Consider the following 24,743-nt stretch of genomic DNA (forward strand, 5'->3'; position numbering starts at 1 on the left):
AAGAGGAGCGCGAGGTTCGGTTTATCCGGCGGCTTTGGCCAGCCCCTTCGACAATTGCAGCGCGCCGTTCAATCGTGCCTTCGGATCACCCCAGGCGCGGCTGACCGCGAGCTTGCTGTCGGGTCGCAGCTTGGCAATGGGCCCCAGCTTGTCGACATAGGCGAGCAGGCCGGTGACGTTGGGCGGCGTGTCGTCGTGGAACGCGACCAGCGCGCCCTTCGGCCCCACGTCGAGCTTGGCGATACACGCCTTCTTCGCGTTGAGCTTGATCTCCATGATCTTGACAAGGTTGTCGGTCGCCTCGGGCAGCGGGCCGAAGCGGTCGATCATCTCGGCGGCGAAGGCGTCGAGCCCGGCGCGTTCGTCCACTTCGTTCAAGCGGCGATACAGGCCCATGCGCAGGTCGAGGTCGGGGACATATTCCTCCGGGATCAGGATTGGCGCGTCGACGGTGATCTGGGGCGAGAAGTCGCGCGGCGCGTCACGCAGGCCGCCAGCCTTTGCGTCCATGATCGCCTCTTCCAGCATCGACTGGTAGAGTTCGTAGCCGACCTCCTTGATATGCCCCGACTGTTCGTCGCCCAGCAGATTGCCCGCTCCGCGGATGTCGAGGTCGTGGCTGGCAAGCTGGAACCCGGCGCCGAGCGTGTCGAGGTCGGACAGCACCTTCAAACGCTTGTCCGCCGCCTCGGTCATCTGCCGCTCGGGCGGGCTGACCATATAGGCGTAAGCGCGCGTCTTCGATCGCCCAACGCGACCGCGAAGCTGGTAGAGCTGCGCGAGACCGAAGCGGTCGGCGCGGTTGACGATCATCGTGTTGGCAGACGGGATGTCGATCCCGCTCTCGATGATGGTGGTGGAGACGAGCACCTCGAACTTCTTGTCGTAGAAGGCGCCCATCCGCTCCTCGACCTCGGTCGGGCTCATCTGCCCGTGCGCGACTACGTAGCGGATCTCGGGCACCTCGCGGCGCAGATATTCTTCGATGTCGGGCAGGTCGGCGATCCGCGGCGTGACGAGGAAGCTCTGCCCGCCGCGATAATGCTCGCGCAGCAGCGCCTCGCGCAGCACGACCGGGTCCCACGGCATGACATAGGTGCGCACCGCGAGGCGATCGACCGGCGGGGTCTGGATCACCGACAGCTCGCGTAGGCCCGACATCGCCATCTGCAGCGTGCGCGGGATCGGCGTGGCGGTGAGCGTCAGCATGTGCACGTCGGCGCGCAGCGCCTTCAACCGCTCCTTGTGGGTGACGCCGAACCGCTGTTCCTCGTCGACGATGACGAGGCCAATACGCTTGAAGTCGAGCCCCTTGGCGAGCAGCGCGTGGGTGCCGACGACGACGTCGATGCTGCCGTCCGCCAGCCCCTCCTTGGTCTTCTTGGCCTCGGCCGCGGGAACGAGGCGCGAGAGGCGGCCGATGTTGATCGGAAAACCCTCGAACCGCGCGGAGAAGTTGGTGAAATGCTGCCGCGCGAGCAGTGTCGTCGGGCAGATCACCGCCACCTGCATCCCCGCCATCGCGGCGACGAACGCGGCGCGGAGCGCCACCTCGGTCTTGCCGAAGCCGACGTCGCCGACGATCAACCGATCCATCGGTTTGCCAGCCGCCAGATCGGCCAGTACGTCGCCGATCGCGCGGTCCTGATCGTCGGTTTCCTCGTACGGGAAGCGGTCGACGAAGGCGGGGTAGCCGGCGCTGTCCGGTTCGGCGACCTCGCCCGGACGCAGTGCGCGCTCAGCGGCGGTCTTGATGAGCTCGCCCGCGATTTCGCGGATGCGCTCCTTCATGCGGCTCTTCCGGCGCTGCCACGCCTCGCCGCCGAGCTTGTCGAGGCTCGCGCCGTCCTCGCCGCTGCCGTAGCGTGACAGGACTTCGAGGTTCTCGACCGGCACGTACAGCTTGTCGCCGCCGGCGTAGCTCAAGGCGACGCAATCGTGCGGTGCCTTGCCGACCGGGATCTGCATCAGCCCTTCGTAGCGGCCGATGCCGTGGTCGCTGTGGACCACCAGATCGCCGGGCGAGAGCGTCGCCAGTTCGGCGAGGAACGCGTCGGCCGATTTGCGCCGCTTGGCGCGGCGGACCAGCCGGTCACCAAGCATATCCTGCTCGGTCAGCACCGCGACGCCGGGCGCGGTGAAGCCGTGGTCAAGCGCGACGACGGTCAGCGCTACGCCGCGCTCGGCCGCGCCCATTGCCTCCTGCCATGTGTCGGCGAGGCGCGCGCCGGTCAGGTCGTGGTCCTCAAGCAGGCTGCGAAGCCGTTCGCGGGCGCCGACCGAGTAGCTGGCGAGGATCGGCTTGCGACCTTCCTTGCGCAGCCTGGTTACGTGCGCGACCACCGCCTCGTAGACGTTGGCCTGGTTGGCGCGCTCGGGTGCGAAATCGCGCGGGCCGTCGACCTCGAAGTCGAGCACGCGCGCCGAGGGCGGCTCGTGGAACGGGGAGATCAGGTGCGCGGGCGCGGCGGTGACCTCGGCCTGCCACTCGTCGGCGTCGAGGTAGAGCGTCTTGGCGGGCAGCGCGCGGTAGCTGCCGGGCTCAGCCGCCTCGGCGCGCTTGCGGTTGTCGTAATAGTCGGCAATCGCCTCCAGCCGCCCTTCCGCCGCCGCGGGTGCGCCGCTGTCGCGCACCACGACCGCGTCGCCCAGGTGATCCCACAAGGTCGCCAGCTTGTCCTCGAACAAGGGCAGCCAATGCTCCATACCAGCGAGGCGGCGCCCGTCGCTGACCGCCTGATAGAGCGGGTCGCCCGTCGCGGTCGCGCCGAACTTGTCGCGGTAGCGGGTGCGGAAGCGCTTGACGCTTTCCTCGTCTAGCAGCGCCTCGGACGCGGGGAGCAGCACGAAGCCGTCGACGCGCCCCGTCGTGCGCTGATCGGCGGGGTCGAACGTGCGGACAGTCTCGATCTCGTCGCCGAAGAAATCCAGCCTGAGCGCCTGTTCCTCGCCGCTTGGGAACAGGTCGACGATGCCGCCGCGCACCGCATATTCGCCCTGATCGTGCACCGTGTCGGTGCGGACGTAGCCGTTCGCCTGCAAGAGCGCGGCGAGCTTGTCGCGGTCGATCCGCGCGCCGGGCTTCAACTCGGCGACGAGCTGACGAATGCGGAACGGCGTCAGCGTCCGCTGCGTCGCGGCGTTGACGGTGGTGAGGACGAGCTGCGGCCCCTTGGGTTTCGCCTGCAAGCGGTGCAGCGCGCCGATCCGCTCGGCCATGATGCGCAAGGTGGGCGAGGCACGATCGTACGGCAGGCAGTCCCACGCCGGCAGCTGCACGATCTCCAGCTCGGGCGCGAACCACGTCGCGGTCGCTGCCACCGCGCGCATCTGCGCCTCGTCGGCCGCGACATAGACCGCGCGTAGATGCGCCGCGCGCGCGATGTCGGCGAGGAGCGAGGGCAGGAACCCCGACGGCACGCCCGACAGTGTAAGCGGCACGGTGGCGTCGAGGATCGTCTTCAATTCGGGCAAGTGGCGGCTATCCGGTCGTGATGGTGTGTCAGTGTCAGGGCAGCGACACGAAGTCGAGCGAACGCATGCCCTGCATCATCGGTCCGTTCCACTGCGGCGGGCAGGGGATCGATCCGATCGCCCAGCCCATGATGTCGACGTCCTGCTCCTCCAGCAGCGCCTCAAACCAGGTGAGTTCGTCCGCGCTCCACGATGCGTGATGTGCGTCGAAATAGCCGCCGATCATCAGATCGGCCTCGCGCGTGCCGCGGTGCCAGGCGCGGAAGCGCAGGCGCTTGATGCGGATGTCCTGCTCGGTCGTCGGGTCGGTCATGGGCGCGTTCCGCGTGAAGGATGAAGCACTCGCGCCCGACACGCTTTTTCTGGCAAGTCGGGGAGCGCGTAACTAGGTCGCGCATGTAGTCATGCGTCCCGATATCCTCAATCCGCTGTTCGCCGAAGTCACGTCGTTGAAAGGCGTCGGTCAGGCACTCGCGCGTCCGCTGGAGCGGCTGCGGATCGCGCGCGTGATCGATCTGCTATTCCATCTGCCGAGCGGATGGATCGACCGGCTGCCGCGCGACGAATTGATGCAAGGCGATGTGGGGCGCACGATCGTCATCACGCTCACGGCGCGCGATTACCGCACCAGCAGTTCGCCGCGCGCACCCACGCGGGTGCAGGCGACCGACGAACACGGCAATTACGTCAGCCTCACCTTCTTCGGCGGATCGTCGGGCTGGGCGAAGAAGCTGTTCCCGATCGGCGAGGCTAAGCGCGTGTCGGGCAAGCTGGAGCAGTACGGCGACCAGCTCCAGATGGTGCATCCCGAGCCGATCGAGGACGGCGATGCTATTCGCGAGCGCGAGGCGATCTATCCCCTGTCCGAAGGGATCACGTCGAAGCGGATCGCCGCGCTGGTGGCGCAGGCGCTGACGCGCGTGCCGGTGTTGCCCGAATGGATCGAGCCGAGCCTAAAAGCGAAGCACGACTGGCCCGACTGGCACGAGGCGGTTGCGCGCGTCCACGCCGATCCGGCGGATGCGAAGGCGCGAGCGCGGCTCGCCTACGACGAGGTGTTCGCGAACCAGCTCGCCTTGTCGATCGTGCGCGCGGACACGCGGCGACGACGCGGGCGCGCGCTGACGGGCGACGGGCGCCTGCGCAGCATGCTGCGGCTGCCCTACGCGCCGACCGGCGCGCAATCGCGAACGGTGTCGGAGATCGAGGGCGATCTGGCGCAATCGGCACCGATGTTGCGGCTGCTCCAGGGCGATGTCGGCGCAGGGAAAACGCTGGTCGCGCTGATGGCGTTGCTGATCGCGGTCGAGGCGGGTGCGCAGGGCGCGATGCTCGCACCGACCGAGATCCTGGCGCGGCAGCATTACGAGTCGCTCCGCCGGCTGCTTGCCGGACTGCCGGTCGAGATTGCGGTGCTGACCGGGCGCGACAAGGGCCGCGCGCGCGAGGCGACGCTGATGGGGCTCGCCGACGGATCGATCGACCTGCTCGTCGGCACGCACGCGATCTTCCAGGAAGCGGTGGGCTACAAGGACCTCGGCCTCGTCGTGGTGGACGAGCAGCACCGCTTCGGCGTCGCGCAGCGATTGCTGTTGCAGGACAAGGGTCGCGTCCCGCCGCACGTGCTGGCGATGACCGCGACGCCGATCCCGCGCACGCTGACGCTCGCGCGCTACGGCGAGATGGACCAGAGCCAATTGGACGAGATGCCGCCCGGACGCGAGCCGATCGAGACGCGCGTCGTCTCCGAGGATCGTACCGACGAGGTCGTCAACGCGCTCGGCCGGCATCTGTCGGAAGGGAAGCAGGCCTATTGGGTCTGTCCGCTGGTTGAGGAGAGCGAGACGAGCGACCTTCAGGCAGCCGAGGCGCGCGCGGAGACGCTGGTGGCGCGGTTCGGCGCACGCGTCGGGCTGGTCCATGGCCGGATGAAGCCCGCGGAGAAGGACGCGGTCATGGCCCGCTTCGCAGGCGGCGAGCTGGGCGTGCTGGTCGCGACCACGGTAATCGAGGTCGGGGTCGACGTGCCCAATGCGACGCTGATCGTGATCGAGCATGCCGACCGCTTCGGTCTCGCCCAGCTCCATCAGTTGCGCGGTCGCGTTGGGCGCGGCGGGGGCAAGTCGGTGTGCCTGTTGCTGCGCGGCGCGGCGCTGAGCGAGACGGCGCGCGCGCGCCTCGCGCTGATGCGGGAGACCAACGACGGCTTCCGCATTGCCGAGGAGGATCTGCGGCTGCGCGGCGGCGGCGAGTTGCTCGGCACGCGCCAGTCGGGCGAGGCGGTGTTCCGGCTCGCGACGCCTGAGCTGCTGGGGGAACTTCTGCCGTCCGCGACCGATGACTCGCGGCTGCTGATCGACCGCGACGGCGGGCTGGCGGGGGCACGCGGACAGGCGGCGCGCGTCGCGCTTTACCTGTTCGATCGCGATCAGGGCGTACAATTGCTCCGCTCGGGCTGAGGAGAGACATGCAGGCGCTGTTCCCGATCCTGGCCGTGCTGATCGCCGGCATCGGCGTCGCGCTGCAACCGCCGACCAACGCGGCACTCGCCAAGGTGTCGGGATCGGTGTGGCTCGCCGCGCTGATCTCGTTCGCGGTCGGCACCGCGGCGTTGTTCGTCGTGTGGCTGGTCGACCGCACGCCCTTGTCCGCCACCAAGGCCGCACCTTGGTGGGCGTGGCTGGGTGGTTTCTACGGTGCGGCGTTCGTCGCCGCGCTCGCCTTCGCGACCCCGCGCCTCGGACTGGCGGTGACGCTGACCGCCGCGGTCGCAAGCCAGCTTGTCACCGCGATGCTGCTCGATCGCTTCGGGTTCCTGGGTCTGCCGCAGCAGCCGATCACCCCGACGCGGTTAATCGGCGTCGCGCTGGTGATCCTGGGCGTGGTGGTCGTGCGGCGCGGGTGAACGCGCGCTCAGCCCGGATTGACCATCCCGTGGTGCTTCTTGCCCGCCGAGACGCGGACCGGTTCGGTGCCGATCGCGACCACCGCGGCTTCGTCGCCGACCTTCTCGCCCGCAACGCGCGCGCCGCCGCCCTTGATCAGCCGCCGCGCTTCGCCCTTCGAGCCCGCGAAACCGAGCGCGACCAAAGCGTCGACCAATGCGATTGAGCCGCTGGCGGTGATCGACGGCAACGCCGCCCCGCTCGCGCCCTCCTCGAAGGTCCGCCGCGCCGTCTCGGCCGCCTCGTCGGCGGCGGCGCGCCCGCGGCACATCGCGGTCGCCTCGTTGGCGAGCACCTTCTTCGCCTCGTTGATCTCCGCGCCGTCCATCGCCTCCAACCGTGCGATCTCGTCGAGCGGCAGATCGGTGAACAGGCGCAGGAAGCGGCCGACGTCGCGGTCGTCGGTGTTGCGCCAGAATTGCCAGTAATCGAAATGCGGCAACTGATCCTCGTGCAGCCACACCGCGCCTTCGACCGACTTGCCCATCTTGGACCCGTCCGCCTTGGTCAGCAGCGGCGTGGTCAGACCATAGACCTCCGCACCGTCCATCCGGCGCGCGAGGTCGACGCCGTTGACGATGTTGCCCCACTGATCCGACCCGCCCATCTGCAATCTCACGCCGCGGCGGCGGTGGAGCTCTGCGAAGTCGTAGCCTTGCAGGATCATGTAGTTGAATTCGAGGAAACTCAGCGACTGTTCGCGGTCGAGCCGGAGCTTGACCGAATCGAAGCCGAGCATCCGGTTGACCGAGAAATGCTGCCCGACCTCGCGCAGGAACGGAATGTACTCGAGCTTGTCGAGCCACTCGGCGTTGTTGACCAACACCGCGTCGGTTTCGCCATCGCCGAAGGTCAGAAAACGCTCGAAGATGCGCTGGATGCCGGCGATGTTCGCGTCGATCGTCTCCTGCGACGACAGCTTGCGCGCTTCGTCCTTGAAGCTCGGGTCGCCGATCTTGCCCGTGCCGCCGCCCATCAGCACGATCGGCTTGTGCCCGGTCTGCTGCATCCGCCTGAGCATCATGATCTGCACCAGGCTGCCAACGTGGAGCGACGGCGCGGTCGGGTCGAAGCCGATATAGCCCGGCACGACCTGCCTGGCGGCCAGCGCGTCGAGCGCGGCGGCGTCGGTCAACTGGTGAATGTAGCCGCGCGCGGACAGCGTACGGAGCAGGTCGGATGCGTAGTCGGTCATGTCGGCGGCGCCTCTAGCATCATGCGAGACCGTGCGCTCAAGTTTTACGACATGGCTTTAGAACATCAATGCGCCGGCAACTGCCGGATCGGATCGACCGGGGTGCGTCCCTTACGCAGCTCGAAATGCAACTCGGGCCGGTCGGCGAAGCCGGTGTCGCCCGACAGCGCGATCGTCTGACCCTTCTTTACCGCCTGTCCGCGCTGGACGAGCAGCTTGCTCGCGTGACCGTAGACCGAGGTCCACCCGCCGCCATGGCGGATGATGACGAGCCCGCCGAGCGCGGCAATCCCGTCGCCGACATAGGCGACGGTGCCGTCGGCGGTCGCCCTAATCGGCGTCTGCAGCGGCAGAGCGATCTTGATCCCGTCGTTGCGCTCGCCCGAGCCGCCGGGGCCGAAGCGCCGGATCAGCTGTCCCGTGGCGGGCCAGGCGAACTGCCCCGGCGCCCCCATCGGCGCGGCAACCGGCGTGGTGGCGGCGAGCACACGGCGCGTCGTGGCGACGGGCTTGGCGGGCGCCTGGTTGACCGCGACCGCAGGTTCACCGCCGGTGAGGATCGAATCGACGTCGAGCGTGAAGGCAGCGGCGCGCTGTGCCGCGGAGACGCCGCGCGCCGGCTCGCCCGGGATCAGCACGCGCTGCCCGGTGCGCAGCGTGTACGGCTCGGCGAGCTGGTTGGCGGCGATCACCTGCGACCACGGTACGCCGTAAGCGCGCGCGATCGCGATGCCGGTCTGTCCGGCGCGGACCAGATGATAGCGCCCGCCAGGGATCGTCAGCCGTTGTCCCACGCGGATAGTGTACGGCTCGCCCAGATCGTTGGCGCGCGCGATCGCGTCGGCGGCGACGCCGGTACGATCGGCGACGCGGCTGAGGGTGTCGCCGGGGGCGACGACGTAATCCTGGGTCGCGATCTCGCGTGCGTCCGCCTCGACCGGGCGGGCTTCCCACGCGGGGGCAGGGGCGGGAAGCTGTGCGACGCCGGTGTTACGATCGACCACGGTGCGCGCGGCAACGCTGCGGTCGGCGGCGGGCAGGCCGCGCGGCGGCGACTGCTCGGCTCGGCGGTCGGCCCGGTCACGATCACGAGCGCCGTCTCTGGGACGTGACGCGGCGCTGCCACGCGCATCGTCGCGCTCGTCGTAATCGGGCGCGCGATCCTCGTCGCGCGAACGGTCCCATCGTCCGCCGTCGCGTGGCGCAGGCGGCGCGGGGTCGTACGATCCGCCATCGACCCCGCCGGGAATGCATCCGGTCAGCGCGCCGCCGATGAGCAGGACCCACCCCGCCGACGCCAACCGCCTCATGACCTTACTCCTCGCAATACACGCGCGAGAGCGATGCTAGCGAGGGTTCGTGCGTCAGGTCCAGATGCAACGGCGTCACGGTGATCCAGTCGTCGGCGACCGCCGCCAGATCGCTGTCGGGGGCGGGGTCGCCGCGCATCGCGCCGAGTGCTAGCCAGTGATAATCGAAGCCGCGCGGGTCCTTGCGTGTCTCGAAACGGACGCGTCCGTAATCGCGCAGGCCCTGGCGCACCACCTTGATCCCGCGCACGTCGCCGGGCTCGGCGGCGGGAAAGTTGACGTTGACGATCGTGCGCGGTGCCCATTGGGCATCCAGCAGCGGCTGGATCGCGCGCACGCCCCACGTCTCCGCGACCGCGAACGACACGTTGTCACCCGGTTGCAGCGCGCCGTAGCGCTGGCTGAGCGCGATCGAACGGATGCCCGCGAGCGCGCCCTCCAGTGCCGCCGAGACGGTGCCCGAATACATCACGTCCTCGGCCAGATTGCCGCCGCGGTTGACCCCCGACAGGATCAGGTCTGGCGCGCCGTCCATCAACTCGGCGAGCGCGATCATCACCGCGTCGGTCGGCGTACCGGTAACCGCGAAGCGCCGCTCGGCAAACGTCCGCACGCGCAGAGGCCGGGTGAGCGTCAGCGAACGCCCGGTGCCCGACTGTTCCTCGGACGGCGCGACGATCCACACGTCGTCGGACAGTTCGGCCGCGATTCTTTCCAGAACGGCAAGGCCGGGCGCGTGATAGCCGTCGTCGTTGGAAAGCAGTATGCGCATCAGCGCGGGCTCAGCCGATCGACGCCGCCCATATAGGGTTGCAGCACGGCGGGCACGGCGACCGAGCCGTCCTCCTGCTGGTAGTTTTCCAGCACTGCCACCAGCGTCCGCCCGACCGCGAGGCCCGAGCCGTTGAGCGTGTGCACGAAGCGCGTGCCCTTCTCCCCTTCGGGTCGGTAGCGCGCATTCATGCGGCGCGCCTGGAAATCGCCGGTGGTCGAACAGGACGAAATCTCGCGCCACGCGTCCTGACCCGGCAACCATACCTCCAGATCGTAGGTGCGCCGCGCGCCGAACCCCATGTCGCCGGTGCACAGCAGCAGGCGGCGATAAGGCAGGTCGAGCGCTTCCAGGATCCCTTCCGCGCACCGGGTCATGCGCTCGTGTTCCGCGTCACTGTCGTCGGGACGGCAGACGGTGACCAACTCGACTTTCTCGAACTGATGCTGCCTGATGAAGCCGCGCGTGTCGCGCCCGGCCGCGCCCGCCTCGCTGCGGAAACATAGCGTGTGCGCGGTCATCCGCATCGGCTCGGCGAGGTCGCCCAAGATTCGATCCGCGACCGACGCCGTCAGGCTGACCTCCGACGTCGGGATCAGCCAGCGGCCGTCGGTGGTTCGAAACGAATCGTCGGCGAACTTGGGCAATTTGTCGGTGCCGTACATCGCGGCGTCCCCGACCATCACCGGCGGGTTGCACTCGACATAGCCGTTATCCTCGACTTGGCGGTCGAGCATGAATTGCGCGAGCGCGCGGTGAAGCCGCGCCATGCCGCCGCGCAGAAAGGTGAAGCGTGCACCCGACAGGCGCGCGCCGGTTTCGAAGTCCATGCCCAGCGCGGGGCCGAGATCGGCGTGTTCCTTTGGCGCAAAGGTGAAGGTGCGCGGCGTACCCCAGCGCTTCTGCTCGACATTGCCGCTCTCGTCGGCGCCGACCGGAACGTCGTCCGCGGGGACGTTGGGGATGCTCGCCAGTCGCTCGGCAAGCGTTGTGGCGACGGCTTTCTGTTCCGCCTCCAATTCGGGCAGGCGTTCCTTCAGCGCCGCGACCTCGGCCATCAGGTCGGTCGGATCATCGCGCCGTGCCTTGGCCGCGCCGATCGCCTTCGACGCTTCGTTGCGGCGAGCGAGCACCGCCTGCACCTCCGTCGTCAGCGCGCGCGCCCGCTCGTCGATCGCCAGCAAGTCCGCCGACAGCGGGGCAAGCCCGCGCTTCTTCATGGCGGCGTCGAAAGCGGCGGGATCGTCGCGGATCAGGCGGATGTCGTGCATGGCGACCGGGCTATGGCGATGCGCCGGGATAGGCGCAACCCGCGTGGGGAGGGCAGCGTTGGGAGGGGGCGAAAACAAAGGAGAACGCGATGCAGGTCCCTCACAATTCCGTCGTGCTGGTGGCGGACGGACGCAAGCTCTTGTTCCTGCGCAACGAGGGCGATGCCGAATATCCGAACCTGGTCGTCGAGACCGCGCAGGAGAAGCCCAATCCGGCCGACCGCGATCAGAAGACCGATGCCGCGGGTGGTGCGTCCTCGACGCAGTCGGGCGCCGGCGCGCCGCCGGTCGCGCAAGGCGGCTCGGGCCATGGTGGCGGCAGCGGCGCGCAATTCGCCCCGTCGCGCGGCAGCATGGCCGAGACCGATTTCCACCAACTGGAGGAAGACCGCTTCGCCGCGGAGGCCGCCGAACTGCTGAAGAAGCGCGCGTTGGCGAACAATTACGATTCGCTGATCGTCGTGGCGCCGCCCAAGACGCTGGGCGAACTGCGCAAGCACTACCACAAGGAAGTCGAGAACCGTCTTTCGGGTGAACTGGACAAGGACCTGACCGGTCACCCGATCGACGCGATCGAGAAGGCGCTGGTCGCCGCCTGAGCGGCATCAACGAGAAAGGGGCCGGCGCATCCGCTGCGCCGGCCCCTTTTTTGTGTCCGAACGAGCTGGATCAGGCGGCGACCGGCTCGCGTTTCGCCAGCCGCTTGCGCGCGACCAGTGCCGCGGCGGCGGCGCCGAACAGCAGCATCATCGGTGGCGCAGGGACCGGGGCGGGCGTGCCGTTGCTCGATCCCGGCGGCGGCGCGCAATTGCCGCCCTTGCAGCCGTGTTCCCACCCGTTGCTCGAACTCCAGCCGTTGCTCGACCCCCAACCCTTGGAGCTCGAACCATAGGAGGACGACGAGGTGCTGGTCGAGCTGGCCTGGTGCTGGTCCTGATTCTGGTTCTGCTGCTGGTTCTGTTCCTGCTTCTGATCCTGGTTCTGGCTCTGCTCGTTCTTGTTGCTGTTTTGGTTATTGTTGTTGTTCGTGTTGTTGCTGGAATTGTTATTATTGCTAGAGTTGTTGCTCGAATTATTCGACGAATTGTTGCTCGAGTTGTTGTTTTCGTTCTTGCTCGAATTGTCGACGTTGTTCTCGTTCTTGTTCGAATTGTCGATATCGACCTTGGCGCCACCGGTCGATGATGAAGTCGAGGTAGAGGACACGACGATCGCACCGCTGCTGCCGCTGCTGCCGCCCGATCCGCCGAAGAAGCCGCCGGCGAAGAACCCGCCGCCACCGCCGCCGTAAAAGCCGCCGCCACCGAACGCCGGGGCGTAACCGCCGCCGCCACCGCCGCCGACAAAGGCCGGAACAGGCTCAGGCAGCGGCACGGGAACCGGCGCGCCGGTGCTGGCAACCGTTACCGTGGTCGCGGGGCAATTGTTGCCCACACTACGCACGACCCGACGCACGTTGCCCTTGCTGCTGTAGCTGCGGCGCACCACGCGGTTGGTCGCCTTTTTCGCGTACACCGTGCGGTGCTTGGCGGTTTCCGCCACGTGCACCGCACCGCCACCGATCAGCGCGCCGCCGCACGTGCACGCGCAAAGTTTTGCCAACGCCATCCGCACAGACATGCCATCACTCTCTCGTTGGCGACGAAGCGAACCGTCGCGAAATCCAAAGCAGCGCTCTCACGTTGCCCATGACTGCAAAGTGCAAAACAAAGGCTTAAGTGCAACGCCGTTAACCATCATTGTCACCGCGTGAGCGCTTTGTAACGCACTGCGTCCGGCCGGATCATGGTTAACGTGTCACGCTGGGACTGAATGACGCGATCATGCACGTATTTCGTTCAGCGCGCCGTCATCGACATGATCGTACGGGTGATGCGCTGTTCGCTTGTCGTTATGTGCGACCGCGGTTATAGGCCCCGGCAGGGGGCGCACCAGCGGTGTTGACGATCATTCCTGGCGCGCAGGCGGGAGAGTGTCGATGGCTACGGTGTTGAATCGTATTGACGAATTTTCGGTCGCGACGACCAAGGGCGACGATTACCGGCCGAGTGCCGACGAACCGTTCATGAACCCGCGCCAGCAGGCGTATTTCCGGCAGAAGCTGTACGACTGGAAGGAAGCGATCCTGCGCGAAAGCCTGGGCACGCTGTCGCAGCTCCAGATCGATTCGCTGCGCGAACCCGATCTGACCGACCGCGCGTCGAGCGAGACCGACTGGTCGATCGAGCTGCGCACGCGCGACCGGCAGCGCAAGCTGGTGTCCAAGATCGACGCCGCACTGCGCCGGCTCGACGAAGGCGAATACGGCTATTGCGAGGTGACGGGTGAGCCGATCAGCCTGCAACGGCTGGAAGCACGGCCGATCGCGACCATGACGGTTGAGGCGCAGGAACGGCACGAGCGCAACGAAAAGGTGTCGCGCGACGACTGACGCAGCGGCCGCCGGTAAGCGGTTGTTTACCGTCCGCCGCCTACGATGGCGCGTGGACCGGCAGCCGGTGGGGGCGATGGAGCATTTGGGGAAAAGCGTGTTCGAGCCCGATCCCGGTATCAACGCCGGGTCGGTCGCGACACGCGGTCGTGACAGCCTGTTTCTGATGGCGCAGATGCGCGTCGGCGGCGGTACGCCGGTCGCCGTTCGCGTGCGCAACCTGTCTCCGGGCGGATTGATGGTCGAACTGCCCTATCCGGTCACGCCGGAAGGAAACGTCGAGATCGAAGTGCGCGGGCTCGGGTGGATTCCCGGGCGTATCGCGTGGCAGACCGAGGGTCGCGCCGGCGTCGCCTTCGACCGCGAGATCGATCCGCAGCGCGCGCGCAAGACGCCGGGCGAGGCGCAGCCGACCGTCAAACGGTTCGGGGCGGCTGCCTTCAAGCGTTGACCCGTATTGCCCTGGTGAACGCGCTCACCCTGCACAAACCGGCTGGACGCGCGCGCATTTGACTGCCACAGGGGCAGCCACCACGCGGGCGTGGCGGAATTGGTAGACGCGCTAGACTCAAAATCTGGTTCTGGTGACAGAGTGTCGGTTCGAGCCCGACCGCCCGTACCACCATGGGGTGGCCTTCATCGATCAACGGATGTGGCGACTGACGACCACGTCGGCACCGGACATGGGCGCCGCCGCGGCGTGCCGATTATCATCGATCAATGATTGATCTGCGTCGAGGACGCGCGGCGCATAACGTGTCATCGCATCCGGGTGCCACGATTCCACCTGCATCTGCATGATCGCGGCGGGGTTATCCACGACCCCGACGGTATCGACTTGCCGGACGTGGCCGCGGCACAGCGCGCGGCCGTCGCGGCGCTGCGCGACGTGATCGCGGCCGACGCGCGCGAGGGTATGCTTGATCTGCGCGGCAGTATCGCGATCTGCGATGACCGGGATGCGGTGATGCTGACGGTCCGCGCGCGTGACGCGGTTACCGTCGTGGCGGACGACTGATCCGGCTCAATCGAGCAGCGACAGTGCGTTCTCGCTCGACCACGGCTCCAGATAGCTACGATCGAACGCCGCGGCGCGGGTGAGGGCGGCGGGGTCTTTGATCGTGAGATCATGCTGCACCAGGTCGATCATGCCTTCGCTGCGCAGCCGCTGGATGACGCGGTTGGTGTGGACCGACGTGATGCCGAGCGCGTTGCCGATCTCCTCCTGCGTGAGCGGCAGGCGGCATTGCCCGTTGGCGGCAAGGCCGATGATCGCGGCGCGCACGTACATCTCGCACAACAGATGGGCGACGCTCTGGTACGAGTCGTTCGAGAACAGCAGCCACTTGCGCAGCACCGCCTCCTCGATCAGCTTCGCACGCCAGATCGCCTGGTTGATCGCGCTCGACCGGTGCGCGACCTCGGCGAACGCCGCGCCATCGATCCGCGCCAGCGTGCATTCGGTCAGCGCGATGATCGCATGGTCCATCGCGGCGTGGCAGATGGCGTGAATGCCGCAGAAATCGCCGGGCAACAGGAAGCCGGTGATACGACGCGACCCGTCGGCGCGCACCTCGTAGCGCGCCGCCCAGCCCGACTGAATGACATAAACGAAGTCGGGCATCGTGCCCTGCGCCATGATGGCGCGCCGGCGCGGCGTGGTCGTCTCCACAACCGGCAACGCTTCCAGTGCGTGCCGATCATCGTCGGTGAGCGCGATCAGACTTGCGACCTTGGTGAGCAGCGCGCCGCTTTTCATCGTTCCCCACTTCGGCAATCGTGATCCGACCACGGACGAACCGTGTGACACACGTGATACCGAGTCGCCGAAGTCATGCATTGATTTCGGTTAGTTATCAAAGCGGCTGATCACCGCTGCTCGCTTGGCAGGCGTCGGATCAGCCGATCCCCAGGTCGGATGGGCCGAAGGCGTCGGCCAGTAGTTGCGACAAGGAGTAGCTCGCGATCGCATCGCCGTGCGCACCGGCGCAGTGGACCGCAACCTCGCGGCGGCCCATCTGCGCGGCCTCGTTGATGACTTGGCGGCAGCGTCCGCATGGTCGCACCGGCTCGTCGCCGGTCGCATTCCCTTGCGCGTCCATGAGACCGCCGATCACGCCGATCGCCACCACATCGCGCAGGCGGCCCGCGGCGCTGACGCTCGCGATCGCGACCGTTTCCGCGCATAGCGACAGGCCGTAGCTCGCATTCTCGACATTCGCGCCGGTCACGACGCTGCCGTCGGTCAAGAGCACCGCGGCCCCCACGGCGAAACGCGAATAGGGGGCGTGCGCGTTGCGCGCCGCATCGCGCGCGGCGGCGATCAGCCGGGAAGCTTCGTCTGACATGGTTCAAGCCTTGATGTGGAGGACGCAGATGAGCGTGAACAGGCGGCGCGCGGTATCGAAGTCGATCTCGATCTTGCCCTGGAGCCGCTCCTTCAACAGCTCGGCCGCCTCGTTGTGGATGCCGCGGCGCGCCATGTCGACCGTCTCGATCTGCGCCGGCGTCGACTGGCGGATCGCCTGGAAATAGCTGTCGCAGATCGCGAAATAGTCGCGGATCGGCCGGCGAAACCGCGCCAGGCCGAGGATCAGCGTCTCGAGCGAGCTGTCGTCCTCGCGCTTGATCTGGATGACCAGCCGACCTTCCTCGACCGATAACAGCACGCGGTAGGGGCCGGCGTAATTGTCCGGCGTCGGGCGCTGCGGCGCGAAATGGTTTTCCTCGATCAGGTCGAAGATCGCGATCCGGCGTTCCTGCTCAATATCGGCCGAGCGCCACAGGATCGTGCCCTCGTCGAGCTGGATGTCGATGATCCGCGGATCGGCCATGTTCGTGTCGATAGACACGAAGTCAGCCCGCGACAACGTTGGCGCCGCCCGGCTTATCACCGTCATTCACCGCAGACGCGGTTCCGATCGCGGCCACTGCCGGGTATGGAGGCGCCATGGCGACATTGGCATTTCCGCAGCCGACTCCGGTCGAGCCCGTTCAGCTTCCGCGCAACGTCGAGGCGGAGGCCGCGATGCTCGGCGCGATGATGATCGACAATCGCCTCGCCGACGATCTGGTCGACCGGCTGGAGCCGGCGCATTTCTACGAACCCGTCCACGGCCGCGTCTTCGCCGCAATCAAGACGCTGCGCGCCGCCGATATGCTGGCGACGCCCGTCACGCTGCGCCCCATGTTCGAGGCGGACGAGGGTATGAAGGAATTGGGCGGCCCCGCCTATCTCGCCAGTCTGACCGGATCGGGTGCGGGGCTGATCGGCGCGCGGCAGTTCGCGCAGCAGATCTACGATCTCGCGATGCTGCGCTCGCTCGTGTCGGTCGGGCGCACGCTGGTCGACCGCGCGATGGACACGTCGGAGGAGGTCAATCCGCGTGCGCAGATCGAGCTCGCCGAAGAGGAATTGTTCAAGGTGGCGGCCGATGGCGCGACCGAGAACAGCATCAAGTCGTTCGCGCAGGCGAGCACGATGGCGGTCAAGATGGCCGAGAAGGCGCTCAACTGGGGCGGCAATCTGTCGGGCGTCACGACCGGGCTCGACAGCGTCAATCAGAAGATCGGTGGTCTGCACCATTCCGACCTGATGATCCTCGCCGGGCGTCCCGGCATGGGGAAGACCTCGCTCGCCACCAACATCGCGTTCAACGCGGCGCAGCGCTGGATGCACGACATGCGCGACGGCATCCCGCCGTCGAAATCGGTCGGCGCGAAGGTAGCGTTCTTCAGCCTCGAAATGTCGGCCGACCAGCTCGCGACTCGTATCCTCGCCGAACAGTCGCGCATCTCGTCCGAGGCACTGCGCATGGGCAAGATCAGCAAGCAGGAGTTCGAGCAGCTCGCCGCCGCCGCCGCCGAGCTGGAGAATCTGCCGCTGTTCATCGACGATACCGGTGGTCTGTCGATCGGCTCGCTCCACACCCGCGTCCGGCGGTTGCAGCGGCGGCACAACAACGAGATCGGGCTTGTCGTGATCGACTATCTCCAGCTCCTCTCAGGCTCGGGCAAGTCGTCGGACGGCAACCGCGTGCAGGAAATCTCCGAGATCAGCCGCGGATTGAAGACATTGGCGAAGGACATGAACGTGCCGGTGCTCGCGCTATCGCAGCTGAGCCGCGCGGTCGAGCAGCGCGAGGACAAGCGCCCGCAGCTCTCCGACCTGCGCGAATCGGGCTCGATCGAGCAGGACGCCGACATGGTGTGGTTCGTGTTCCGTGAGGATTATTACGTCGCGGCAAAGGAGCCCAAGCGCCCCGTCGAGGGGGACAATGCCAAGATGTTCGAGGACCACGCCGCCTGGGCCGCCGACATGGAGCGCGTCTATGGCCTGGCCGAGCTGATCGTCGCGAAGCAGCGCCACGGCGCGACCGGCAAGGTGATCTTGAAGTTCGATCCGACGATCACGCGATTCTCGGATTACGCCGGCTATTGAGTGAGCGGCGTCAGCGCGGACGGTAGGTGATGTTGGCCTGACCGGTGACCGCGACGGGCATGAACAGTCCGGCACCGGTCGCGGCGATACGCCCATTGCGCACGCCGGTGATCCGCGTGCGCAGCACGAAGTCGCCCTCGCGCCGCTCGCCGATCGCGCGTTCCACCTTGCCGAGCAATTTGCGGTAATCGGGCGCGAAATCGTGGGAAAGCCCGGCCGCGACACTGGCGCGCACCGCCGGGTCGGCGAACAAGGCGGCGAGCAGGTCGACCAGTGGCGAGTTGGTCTTGGTCGCGAAGGTGACGTTGCGCGCCTCGACTCGCTGCGATCCCGGCTGGTTGAGCGGCTCGGCCGACAGCCACGCATCGCCTTCCGCCGCGGCGATCGGGCTCGACCGTGCCTTGACCTTGGCATGGACGCCGACCGCGATCCGGTGGTCGGTGGTGGCGTAAACCGTGACGCGCCCGAACTCGGCGTCGACCGGGCCGATGCCCTTCAACTTGATGCCGCGCGCGGCGAGCTTGCGCAGCGTCCGCTGGATGACGGGTTCGAGCTGCGCATAGTCGGCGAGCACGGGAATGAAGAAACGCACGCCGGGCTCGCCCATGTGCGTCGACGGCGGCGGCAGCGCGGTCGGCGCGAGGTCGGCGGGACGATGCCCGACGAACGTCTGCGTCAGCGCGTCGGCGCGCAGGGTCAGTCGCAGCGAGCGCCCCTCGACGCGGTAGCCGCCGTAGCCGAGCCGGCGCGGTGCGACGCGCATCCATACCGGCGGGTTGCGACGGCTGAGCTGGAGCGTCGCGAACGATTGGCGCCACACGCGATCGAGCTGCTGGCGCAGGTGGAGCCGCGAGAGTTCCTGCGGCAGGTCGCGCTCCAGCTTGGCGAGCACCGGTCGCAGCTTCTCGTCGGCCTGATCGGTGAAGGCGATGCGCTGGCCGAGCAGGTCGACGCCGGGCGGCTGCGTCCAATCATAGGATAGCTGCATCCTGGCGGTCGGCTGCCAATCGCCATTGATCGCGACACGTCCGCTCGCACGCACGATCGCACTGCTGGTTGCGGTCTCGCCCGCGACGCCGCCGACGTCCCTGACCGAGATGCGCGCGTGAATCGGCAAGGTGACGACGAGCCGATCACCGCTGCCGCCGATCTGCACGGGGCCCCGCGTCACCGTGCCGACAATGCGGCAGCCGAGGTCGGGGGTCACCTTCACCTTGGCGATGCCGAGGTCGAGGTGCTTGGCCTTGACGCAGCGATCGAGGTGGCGGTCGATCGTCCAGAGATTGCGCGGTGTGCGCTGGTCGAGCCCGCGTTCGAGCTCATCCAAATCGGCGTCGACCGGCACGATCACCGTTGACGGCTGCTCGGGCATGGTGATGCTGCCCGTGACCTTGGGCGGTGCCGGGTTGCCGACCTGCCGACTGCACCCTGCGAACACGAGTGGTGCGACGAGCAGCAGGCAGGTGAGTGATCGTTGCACCTGCACTTAACCCAGATCGGTCCGGTTCGATCCAGTACCGAAACGAGCTTAGCTTAGAAGGCGGGTTCCTCGCCAGGCTTCTCGGGCACGTGGATGCCGCACTCGACCTTGTCCCAGCCGCGCCAGCGGCCCGCGCGCGGGTCTTCCCCCGGTTGCACGCGCGAGGTGCACGGCGCGCAGCCGATCGAGGGGTAACCTTGCGCCTCCAGCGGATGGCGCGGCAGCTCGTGCTCGGTGAAGTAAGCCTCGAGATCGGCCTTGGTCCAGGCGGACAGCGGGTTGATCTTCAACCGCCCATCATCCTCCTCGAACCGCGGCATCGCGCGGCGGGTCGATGCCTGAAAGCCCTTGCGACCCGAAATCCAGGCGTCGAACGGGAGTAGCGCGCGGCGTAGCGGCTCGACCTTGCGGAGTTCGCAGCAGCCATCGGGGTCGTAAGACCAGCGCAGGCCCTTGTCGTCCTTGAGCCGTAACAGCCGCGGATCAGGGCGGAACACGCGCAGGTCGGTGAAGCCGAGCCGTTCGGCGAGCTCGTCACGGTAGGCGAGGGTTTCACCGAACATCTTCTGCGTGTTGGTGAACACGACCGGCACGTCGCGGTCGACCTCCGCAATCATGTGGAGCAGTACTGCCGACTCGGCGCCGAACGAGGACACCGCGGCGATGCGGCCGCGCAACTCGCCGCTCAATAACTCGCGCAGCATCTCCTGCGCGGGCACGCCCGCGAAGCGCGCGGCAAAAGCGGCGGCGTCCGCCGCGGTGTAGACGCGGCCAGTGTCGATCGTGTCGAGCTGGCGCGCGGGCTCACCCATGACGCCGCTTCCACACCGGCACCGACGCGTCGGCGGCTTTCTGGTAATGATAGTCGTAGCGTTCAAGCGAGCGGCGCAGCGTCTCGCCGTCGATCGGCTTCTCGGGCGCGAAGCTGTCGAATCCGCAGCGGCGCATCAGCGGCACCTGATCGACCAGCACGTCGCCCGACGCGCGAAGTTCGCCTGTGTAGCCCGCTTCGCGCAGGATGCGCGCGACCGAATAGCCGCGCCCGTCGCGGAAGCTCGGGAACGACACCTCGATCAGCGCGATCCGGTCGAGCGACGGGAGCAGCGCGCGCGCGTCGTCGCCGGGTTCGATCCGGACCGCGGTGGCGTTGGACTGATCGACCAGGAACGAGTCGAGCGTGACCGCGGGCTCTTCGCGCACCTCGTCGTCGCGAAAGCGCAACTGCACGCCGCCGCCGCTGTCGGTCATCGTCGTCTGATCGGGATCGAAACCGTCAGCCACGTGCGTCTCCTCTCGGCAATTGCGCGATGACCTTGATCTCGAAATTGAAACCGTAAAGCCACGTCACGCCGACACCGGTCAGCGTCGGATGGGGCGCTTCCCCCCAGAATTCCGCCAAGACCTTCCACACGGTGTCGATGATGGTTTCGGGATCGACCAGAAAGACGGTAACGTCGACGACGTCGTCGAAGGTGCAGCCCGCCGCGGCGAGCACCGCGTTCAAATTCTCGAACGCGCGCCGCACCTCGGCCTCGAGTTCCGGCTCGCACGAGCCGTCGTCGCGGCTTCCGACCTGCCCGGAGACGAACAGCATGCCGTTGGTGCGGACGGCGGGCGAGTAGCGGTTCTGCTCGTACAATGCCTGCCGGCCGGGCGGAAAGACCACGTCACGCTTGGCCATAGATCGCCTCCTTGAACGGCTCCATGCCGACGCGCCGATAAGTGTCGACGAAGCGTTCTCCGCCCTCGCGCACTTGGATGTAGGTGTCTGTCACGCGCTCGATCGCGTCGACCACGCCGTCCTCGCTGAAGCCCGGCCCGGTAATCTTGCCGAGACTCACGTCCTGCGCACCCGACCCGCCGAGCAGCAGCTGGAAGTTCTCGACGCCCTTCTTATCGACGCCCAGGATGCCGATGTGCCCGGCATGATGGTGGCCGCAGGCATTGATGCAGCCCGAGATCTTGAGCTTCAATTCGCCCAGGTCACGCTGCCGCGCCGGATCGGCGAACCGCTCGGCAATCTTCTGCGCGAGCGGGATCGAGCGCGCGTTGGCGAGGCTGCAATAGTCGAGCCCCGGGCAGGCGATGATATCGCTGATGAGGTCGAGGTTAGCCTCGGCGAGCCCGGCCTCGACCAGCGCCTGCCAGACCAGCTTCAGGTCGGCGACGCGGACGTGGGGCAAGACGATGTTCTGCGCATGGGTGACGCGTAGTTCGTCGAAGCCGTAGCGTTCGGCCAGATCGGCCATGACGTCGATCTGGTCGGCCGAGGCGTCACCCGGAATGCCGCCGATCGGCTTCAACGACACGTTGACGATCGCGTAGCCGGGCTGCTTGTGCGGCTTCACGTTCTGGTCGAGCCAGACCGCGAAATCGGGATCGCTGCGGTCGATCTCGGTCGGCGCATCCGCCTCGAACGCGGGGGCTGCGAACATCACGGTGATCCGCTCCAGCTCGGCGCGCGGCGGGTCGAGGCCGAGCTGCTTGACGGCCGCGAACTCCTCCTCGACCTGGCGGCGATACTCGTCCGCGCCGATCTCGTGGATCAAGATCTTGATGCGCGCCTTGTAGATGTTGTCGCGGCGGCCGTAGCGATTGTAGACACGCAGGCAGGCCTCGAGATAGCTCATCAGGTCGTCGGCGGTGACGAAGTCGCGGATCTCGTGCGCGATCATCGGGGTGCGGCCCATGCCGCCGCCCGCGAAAATCCTCGCGCCCAACTCACCGTCGCGCATGACGAGCTGGATGCCGATGTCGTGCAGCCGCATCGCGGCGCGGTCCTCGTCCGCGGCGATCACCGCGATCTTGAACTTGCGCGGCAGGTAGCTGAACTCGGGGTGGAAGGTGCTCCACTGCCGCACCAGCTCGGCCCAGGGACGCGGATCGGCGACCTCGTCCGCGGCGGCTCCGGCGTACTGATCGGACGAGATGTTGCGGATGCAGTTTCCGCTCGTCTGGATCGCGTGCATCTGGACGGTCGCGATCTCGGCCAGGATGCCGGGCGCGTCGGACAGCTTGATCCAGTTGAACTGAATGTTCTGGCGGGTGGTGAAATGGCCGTAGCCGCGGTCGTATTTGCGCGCGATATGGCCGAGCATCCGCATCTGCCGGCTGTCCAGCGTGCCATAAGGCACCGCGATGCGCAGCATATACGCGTGGAGCTGGAGGTAGAGCCCGTTCATCAGCCGGAGCGGCTTGAACTGATCCTCGGTTATGTCGCCCGCCAGGCGGCGCTGCACTTGATCGCGAAACTCGTCGACGCGCGCGTCGACGATTGCCTGATCATATTCGTCGTACTTGTACATCAGATTACCCAATTCCCGGCCGTGGGGTCGGCCGGCTTCAACGTCAGGTCGGGGCGCACGGTAGGGCCGAGCGCGCGGATGCCGTCCTTGATGTGCGCGGGGCGCGGACCCTCCGGCGTGGCGACCCCCTCGATCACGTAGGGCACGTTGACGCGGCGCGAGGCTTCCTCCGCGCGCGCGATCGCCTCGGCATGGTCGCCCGCGTCGACCGCGTCCTCAATGTGGCGCGACCAGCCACTGCCGGTCCACCAGATCACGTCGCCGCTCGGCAGGTCGTTGCCCGTCACCAATTTCACGCTTCCACCTTCACGCAAATGTCTCCGCCACGCGCGCATAGCCGGCGAGCTTGTTCTCGGCATCTGACAAATCGACCACTTCGCCCACCACGATGATGGCAGGGCTGGCGACGCCCTCGCGCCGCACCATCGCGCCCAGATCGGCGAGCAACGTGCGCAGCGCGCGGTGGCCGGGACAGGTGCCCTTTTCCAGCACCGCCACGGGCATGTCGGGCGCGACACCGTCGGCCATCAATTTGTCAGCGATCTGATCGGCGGTGGCGACGCCCATGTAGATGACGAGCGTGCGGCCTTGCCCGGCGAGCCCCGACCAGTCCTGCTCGCTCAACCCTTTGCACTGGCCCGCGACGAAGCTGACGGCGCTGGAATGATCACGGTGAGTGAGCGGCAGCATCGCCTCCGCCGCGCAGCCGAGCGCGGCCGACACGCCCGGGATCACTTCGACCGGCAGCCCCGCGGCGCGCACCGCCTCCACCTCCTCGCCGCCGCGACCGAAAATGAATGGGTCGCCGCCCTTCAGCCGTACGACGACCGAGCCGGCGCGGACGTGCGCGACGATCAGCGCGTTGATCGCTTCCTGCGGCAGGGTATGGCGCGCGCGGCGTTTCGCGACCGAGATTCGCTGCGCCGCCGCGGGCGCGATATCGAGCACGCGCAGGTCGATCAGCCCGTCATGGACGACGACATCGGCGGATTTCAGCGCCTCCACCGCGCGGACGGTCAGCAGTCCGGGGTCGCCCGGGCCCGCGCCGACGAGGATGACGCGACCGCGCGCGTCGGGATCGAGCAGACTTGCCATGGGTGGCAGATGGGCCTGCCGCGCCGCGTGCGCAAACCAGCGAAGCTTGCCGCGCGCGTAGCCGAGGTTTCAGTGCCGCGCCGCGCCCCTGCCGCCGCGCGCTTTCTGCACCTGATGCACGACCAGTGCGATGATCGCGCCGACGATCAGTCCGATGACCCCCGACAGTGCCGCCGTGACCACCCACGCCACCGCGCGGCCGAGCGTCCCGGTTGCGTGCCCTGCGACCTCGGACGCGTGATGAACGACGTGCGCAGGCCCGGCGAGACCGAGTTCCTCCGCGCCGTGGAGCAGGATGCCGCCGCCGACCCAGATCATCGCCGCAGTGCCGATCACCGCCAGCCAGCGCATCATGACGGGCACGCCCTTGACCAGCCCGCGCCCGATCGCCTGGAGCGCGCCCAAGCGCTGCCTGGCGAGATAAAGCCCGACGTCGTCTGCCTTCACGATCAGCGCGACGACGCCGTACACCCCCGCGGTGATCGCGATCGCGACCAGCACAAGCGTGATCGCCTGCGTCAGGATCGGCGTGTCACTGACCTCGCCCAATGCGATCGCCATGATCTCCGCCGACAGGATGAAGTCGGTGCGGATCGCGCCGGAAACCTTCTGGTTTTCCAGTTCGACGGGATCGGTGGCGACGGCTTCTTCTTCGCCGCCGTGGCCACCCGAGACAGCCTCGATCACCTTCTCCGCGCCCTCGAAGCAGAGGTAGAGGCCGCCCAGCATCAAGAGCGGCGTGATCGCCCAGGGTGCGAAGGCGCTCAGGATCAGCGCGGCGGGTAGCAGGAACAGCAATTTGTTGCGCAGCGATCCGAGCGCGATCTTGCCGATGATCGGCAGCTCGCGCTTGGGCGAGAGGCCGACGACGTAGCGCGGCGTCACCGCGGTATCATCGACCACGACGCCCGCCGCCTTGGTTCCCGCCTTCGCCGCCGCGCCCGCCACGTCGTCGAGCGAGGCGGCGGCGAGCCGCGTCAGCCCGGCGATGTCGTCGAGCAGTGCGACCAGCCCGCTTGCCATG

The 24,743-nt window shown here is 67.5% G+C and carries 25 protein-coding genes and 1 tRNA gene; 8 read left to right on the plus strand and 18 right to left on the minus strand.

All coding sequences use genetic code 11. The annotated features are described in order from the left end of the window. Nucleotides 1-21 precede the first annotated feature (21 nt). Together mfd and Q0579_RS14425 are read right to left on the minus strand one after the other, a co-directional pair. Nucleotides 22-3,474: a transcription-repair coupling factor gene (gene mfd, locus Q0579_RS14420; protein ID WP_298813570.1), complete on the minus strand. Its 3,453-nt coding sequence runs from the start codon at nt 3,472-3,474 to the stop codon at nt 22-24. A gap of 34 nt (nt 3,475-3,508) precedes the next feature. Further along, nucleotides 3,509-3,787 carry a succinate dehydrogenase assembly factor 2 gene (locus Q0579_RS14425; RefSeq protein WP_298813572.1) on the minus strand — a complete coding sequence of 93 codons (279 nt, stop codon included), beginning with the start codon at nt 3,785-3,787 and terminating at the stop codon, nt 3,509-3,511. A 91-nt stretch (nt 3,788-3,878) separates the two neighbouring features. Between Q0579_RS14425 and recG the strand changes: the two genes are divergently transcribed. Together recG and Q0579_RS14435 are read left to right on the plus strand one after the other, a co-directional pair. After that, nucleotides 3,879-5,933 (plus strand): ATP-dependent DNA helicase RecG, encoded by a 2,055-nt coding sequence (gene recG, locus Q0579_RS14430; RefSeq protein ID WP_298813574.1) that lies wholly within the window; start codon nt 3,879-3,881, stop codon nt 5,931-5,933. 8 nt (nt 5,934-5,941) lie between these two features. Beyond that, nucleotides 5,942-6,379, plus strand: coding sequence for a DMT family transporter (locus tag Q0579_RS14435; protein ID WP_298813576.1), 438 nt, complete (start codon nt 5,942-5,944; stop codon nt 6,377-6,379). Nucleotides 6,380-6,387: 8 nt separating this feature from the next. Here the strand turns inward: Q0579_RS14435 and tyrS are convergent, their stop codons facing one another. From tyrS to serS, 4 genes are all read right to left on the minus strand, one after another. Beyond that, nucleotides 6,388-7,614: a tyrosine--tRNA ligase gene (gene tyrS / locus Q0579_RS14440; protein ID WP_298813578.1), complete on the minus strand. Its 1,227-nt coding sequence runs from the start codon at nt 7,612-7,614 to the stop codon at nt 6,388-6,390. A gap of 65 nt (nt 7,615-7,679) precedes the next feature. Next, nucleotides 7,680-8,924 carry a M23 family metallopeptidase gene (locus Q0579_RS14445; RefSeq protein WP_298813580.1) on the minus strand — a complete coding sequence of 415 codons (1,245 nt, stop codon included), beginning with the start codon at nt 8,922-8,924 and terminating at the stop codon, nt 7,680-7,682. 4 nt (nt 8,925-8,928) lie between these two features. Beyond that, on the minus strand, nt 8,929-9,696 hold the full coding sequence (gene surE / locus Q0579_RS14450) for a 5'/3'-nucleotidase SurE (RefSeq protein ID WP_298813582.1): 768 nt from the start codon (nt 9,694-9,696) through the stop codon (nt 8,929-8,931). Then, nucleotides 9,696-10,967 (minus strand): serine--tRNA ligase, encoded by a 1,272-nt coding sequence (gene serS / locus Q0579_RS14455; protein ID WP_298813584.1) that lies wholly within the window; start codon nt 10,965-10,967, stop codon nt 9,696-9,698. The genes surE and serS overlap by 1 nt, the downstream gene beginning before the upstream one ends. Nucleotides 10,968-11,056: 89 nt before the next feature. Here serS and Q0579_RS14460 point away from each other — a divergent pair, with 89 nt between their 5' ends. Next, nucleotides 11,057-11,566 carry a host attachment family protein gene (locus Q0579_RS14460; protein WP_298813586.1) on the plus strand — a complete coding sequence of 170 codons (510 nt, stop codon included), beginning with the start codon at nt 11,057-11,059 and terminating at the stop codon, nt 11,564-11,566. Nucleotides 11,567-11,636: 70 nt separating this feature from the next. Here the strand turns inward: Q0579_RS14460 and Q0579_RS14465 are convergent, their stop codons facing one another. Further along, a complete protein-coding gene (locus Q0579_RS14465) occupies nt 11,637-12,587 on the minus strand; it encodes a hypothetical protein (RefSeq protein WP_298813588.1) in 951 nt (316 codons plus the stop codon). A gap of 358 nt (nt 12,588-12,945) precedes the next feature. Between Q0579_RS14465 and dksA the strand changes: the two genes are divergently transcribed. From dksA to Q0579_RS14485, 4 genes are all read left to right on the plus strand, one after another. Beyond that, nucleotides 12,946-13,398, plus strand: a complete 453-nt coding sequence (gene dksA / locus Q0579_RS14470; RefSeq protein ID WP_298813590.1) for an RNA polymerase-binding protein DksA — start codon at nt 12,946-12,948, stop codon at nt 13,396-13,398. A gap of 52 nt (nt 13,399-13,450) precedes the next feature. After that, nucleotides 13,451-13,849, plus strand: a complete 399-nt coding sequence (locus tag Q0579_RS14475) for a PilZ domain-containing protein (protein ID WP_298813592.1) — start codon at nt 13,451-13,453, stop codon at nt 13,847-13,849. Between the two features lie 84 nt (nt 13,850-13,933). Further along, nucleotides 13,934-14,020 (plus strand) — tRNA-Leu (locus tag Q0579_RS14480). A 102-nt stretch (nt 14,021-14,122) separates the two neighbouring features. Beyond that, on the plus strand, nt 14,123-14,416 hold the full coding sequence (locus tag Q0579_RS14485; protein ID WP_298813593.1) for a hypothetical protein: 294 nt from the start codon (nt 14,123-14,125) through the stop codon (nt 14,414-14,416). Nucleotides 14,417-14,422: 6 nt separating this feature from the next. Here the strand turns inward: Q0579_RS14485 and Q0579_RS14490 are convergent, their stop codons facing one another. The 3 genes from Q0579_RS14490 to Q0579_RS14500 all read right to left on the minus strand — a co-directional run bounded on the left by Q0579_RS14490 (nt 14,423) and on the right by Q0579_RS14500 (nt 16,232). Then, nucleotides 14,423-15,157, minus strand: coding sequence for a Crp/Fnr family transcriptional regulator (locus tag Q0579_RS14490; protein WP_298813595.1), 735 nt, complete (start codon nt 15,155-15,157; stop codon nt 14,423-14,425). A gap of 139 nt (nt 15,158-15,296) precedes the next feature. Continuing rightward, on the minus strand, nt 15,297-15,746 hold the full coding sequence (gene cdd, locus Q0579_RS14495) for a cytidine deaminase (RefSeq protein ID WP_298813597.1): 450 nt from the start codon (nt 15,744-15,746) through the stop codon (nt 15,297-15,299). Between the two features lie 3 nt (nt 15,747-15,749). Then, nucleotides 15,750-16,232 carry a UPF0262 family protein gene (locus Q0579_RS14500; protein ID WP_298813752.1) on the minus strand — a complete coding sequence of 161 codons (483 nt, stop codon included), beginning with the start codon at nt 16,230-16,232 and terminating at the stop codon, nt 15,750-15,752. Nucleotides 16,233-16,348: 116 nt separating this feature from the next. On the opposite strand from Q0579_RS14500, the gene Q0579_RS14505 reads away from it, so the two are divergent. Beyond that, nucleotides 16,349-17,839 carry a replicative DNA helicase gene (locus Q0579_RS14505; RefSeq protein ID WP_219767475.1) on the plus strand — a complete coding sequence of 497 codons (1,491 nt, stop codon included), beginning with the start codon at nt 16,349-16,351 and terminating at the stop codon, nt 17,837-17,839. Between the two features lie 10 nt (nt 17,840-17,849). On the opposite strand, the gene Q0579_RS14510 is transcribed toward Q0579_RS14505, so the two are convergent. The 8 genes from Q0579_RS14510 to Q0579_RS14545 form a co-directional block, all read right to left on the minus strand. Beyond that, the gene (locus tag Q0579_RS14510; RefSeq protein WP_298813600.1) at nt 17,850-19,319 is read right to left on the minus strand and encodes a DUF4403 family protein; all 1,470 of its coding nucleotides are present in this window, start codon (nt 19,317-19,319) and stop codon (nt 17,850-17,852) included. A 53-nt stretch (nt 19,320-19,372) separates the two neighbouring features. After that, on the minus strand, nt 19,373-20,131 hold the full coding sequence (locus Q0579_RS14515) for a phosphoadenylyl-sulfate reductase (protein WP_298813601.1): 759 nt from the start codon (nt 20,129-20,131) through the stop codon (nt 19,373-19,375). After that, nucleotides 20,124-20,567, minus strand: coding sequence for a DUF934 domain-containing protein (locus Q0579_RS14520; protein WP_298813754.1), 444 nt, complete (start codon nt 20,565-20,567; stop codon nt 20,124-20,126). Before Q0579_RS14520 ends, Q0579_RS14515 begins: the two co-directional genes overlap by 8 nt. A gap of 25 nt (nt 20,568-20,592) precedes the next feature. Then, nucleotides 20,593-21,000, minus strand: coding sequence for a RidA family protein (locus tag Q0579_RS14525; protein ID WP_298813602.1), 408 nt, complete (start codon nt 20,998-21,000; stop codon nt 20,593-20,595). Further along, nucleotides 20,987-22,624 (minus strand): nitrite/sulfite reductase, encoded by a 1,638-nt coding sequence (locus Q0579_RS14530; protein WP_298813604.1) that lies wholly within the window; start codon nt 22,622-22,624, stop codon nt 20,987-20,989. The genes Q0579_RS14525 and Q0579_RS14530 overlap by 14 nt, the downstream gene beginning before the upstream one ends. Continuing rightward, nucleotides 22,624-22,920, minus strand: coding sequence for a DUF2849 domain-containing protein (locus tag Q0579_RS14535; RefSeq protein WP_298813606.1), 297 nt, complete (start codon nt 22,918-22,920; stop codon nt 22,624-22,626). Before Q0579_RS14535 ends, Q0579_RS14530 begins: the two co-directional genes overlap by 1 nt. A 10-nt stretch (nt 22,921-22,930) precedes the next feature. Further along, on the minus strand, nt 22,931-23,719 hold the full coding sequence (gene cobA, locus Q0579_RS14540; RefSeq protein ID WP_298813608.1) for a uroporphyrinogen-III C-methyltransferase: 789 nt from the start codon (nt 23,717-23,719) through the stop codon (nt 22,931-22,933). Nucleotides 23,720-23,788: 69 nt separating this feature from the next. Beyond that, entirely contained in the window at nt 23,789-24,742 is a 954-nt protein-coding gene (locus tag Q0579_RS14545) for a DUF808 domain-containing protein (protein ID WP_298813610.1), read from the minus strand. Between the last annotated feature and the right edge of the window lies 1 nt (nt 24,743).

It is taken from the genome of uncultured Sphingomonas sp., from assembly GCF_936927845.1.
GTDB lineage: Bacteria > Pseudomonadota > Alphaproteobacteria > Sphingomonadales > Sphingomonadaceae > Sphingomonas.

Bases quoted from the DNA above. Each gene is read 5' to 3' on its own strand.
- cdd (WP_298813597.1), bottom strand. From the start codon at position 15,746: ATGTCAGACGAAGCTTCCCGGCTGATCGCCGCCGCGCGCGATGCGGCG.
- Q0579_RS14530 (WP_298813604.1), bottom strand. From the start codon at position 22,624: ATGTACAAGTACGACGAATATGATCAGGCAATCGTCGACGCGCGCGTC.
- tyrS (WP_298813578.1), bottom strand. From the start codon at position 7,614: ATGACCGACTACGCATCCGACCTGCTCCGTACGCTGTCCGCGCGCGGC.
- Q0579_RS14500 (WP_298813752.1), bottom strand. From the start codon at position 16,232: ATGGCCGATCCGCGGATCATCGACATCCAGCTCGACGAGGGCACGATC.
- Q0579_RS14490 (WP_298813595.1), bottom strand. From the start codon at position 15,157: ATGAAAAGCGGCGCGCTGCTCACCAAGGTCGCAAGTCTGATCGCGCTC.
- Q0579_RS14545 (WP_298813610.1), bottom strand. From the start codon at position 24,742: ATGGCAAGCGGGCTGGTCGCACTGCTCGACGACATCGCCGGGCTGACG.
- Q0579_RS14465 (WP_298813588.1), bottom strand. From the start codon at position 12,587: ATGTCTGTGCGGATGGCGTTGGCAAAACTTTGCGCGTGCACGTGCGGC.
- Q0579_RS14515 (WP_298813601.1), bottom strand. From the start codon at position 20,131: ATGGGTGAGCCCGCGCGCCAGCTCGACACGATCGACACTGGCCGCGTC.
- serS (WP_298813584.1), bottom strand. From the start codon at position 10,967: ATGCACGACATCCGCCTGATCCGCGACGATCCCGCCGCTTTCGACGCC.
- Q0579_RS14435 (WP_298813576.1), top strand. From the start codon at position 5,942: ATGCAGGCGCTGTTCCCGATCCTGGCCGTGCTGATCGCCGGCATCGGC.
- surE (WP_298813582.1), bottom strand. From the start codon at position 9,696: ATGCGCATACTGCTTTCCAACGACGACGGCTATCACGCGCCCGGCCTT.
- Q0579_RS14525 (WP_298813602.1), bottom strand. From the start codon at position 21,000: ATGGCCAAGCGTGACGTGGTCTTTCCGCCCGGCCGGCAGGCATTGTAC.
- Q0579_RS14425 (WP_298813572.1), bottom strand. From the start codon at position 3,787: ATGACCGACCCGACGACCGAGCAGGACATCCGCATCAAGCGCCTGCGC.
- cobA (WP_298813608.1), bottom strand. From the start codon at position 23,719: ATGGCAAGTCTGCTCGATCCCGACGCGCGCGGTCGCGTCATCCTCGTC.
- Q0579_RS14505 (WP_219767475.1), top strand. From the start codon at position 16,349: ATGGCGACATTGGCATTTCCGCAGCCGACTCCGGTCGAGCCCGTTCAG.
- Q0579_RS14520 (WP_298813754.1), bottom strand. From the start codon at position 20,567: ATGACCGACAGCGGCGGCGGCGTGCAGTTGCGCTTTCGCGACGACGAG.
- recG (WP_298813574.1), top strand. From the start codon at position 3,879: ATGCGTCCCGATATCCTCAATCCGCTGTTCGCCGAAGTCACGTCGTTG.
- Q0579_RS14445 (WP_298813580.1), bottom strand. From the start codon at position 8,924: ATGAGGCGGTTGGCGTCGGCGGGGTGGGTCCTGCTCATCGGCGGCGCG.
- dksA (WP_298813590.1), top strand. From the start codon at position 12,946: ATGGCTACGGTGTTGAATCGTATTGACGAATTTTCGGTCGCGACGACC.
- Q0579_RS14460 (WP_298813586.1), top strand. From the start codon at position 11,057: ATGCAGGTCCCTCACAATTCCGTCGTGCTGGTGGCGGACGGACGCAAG.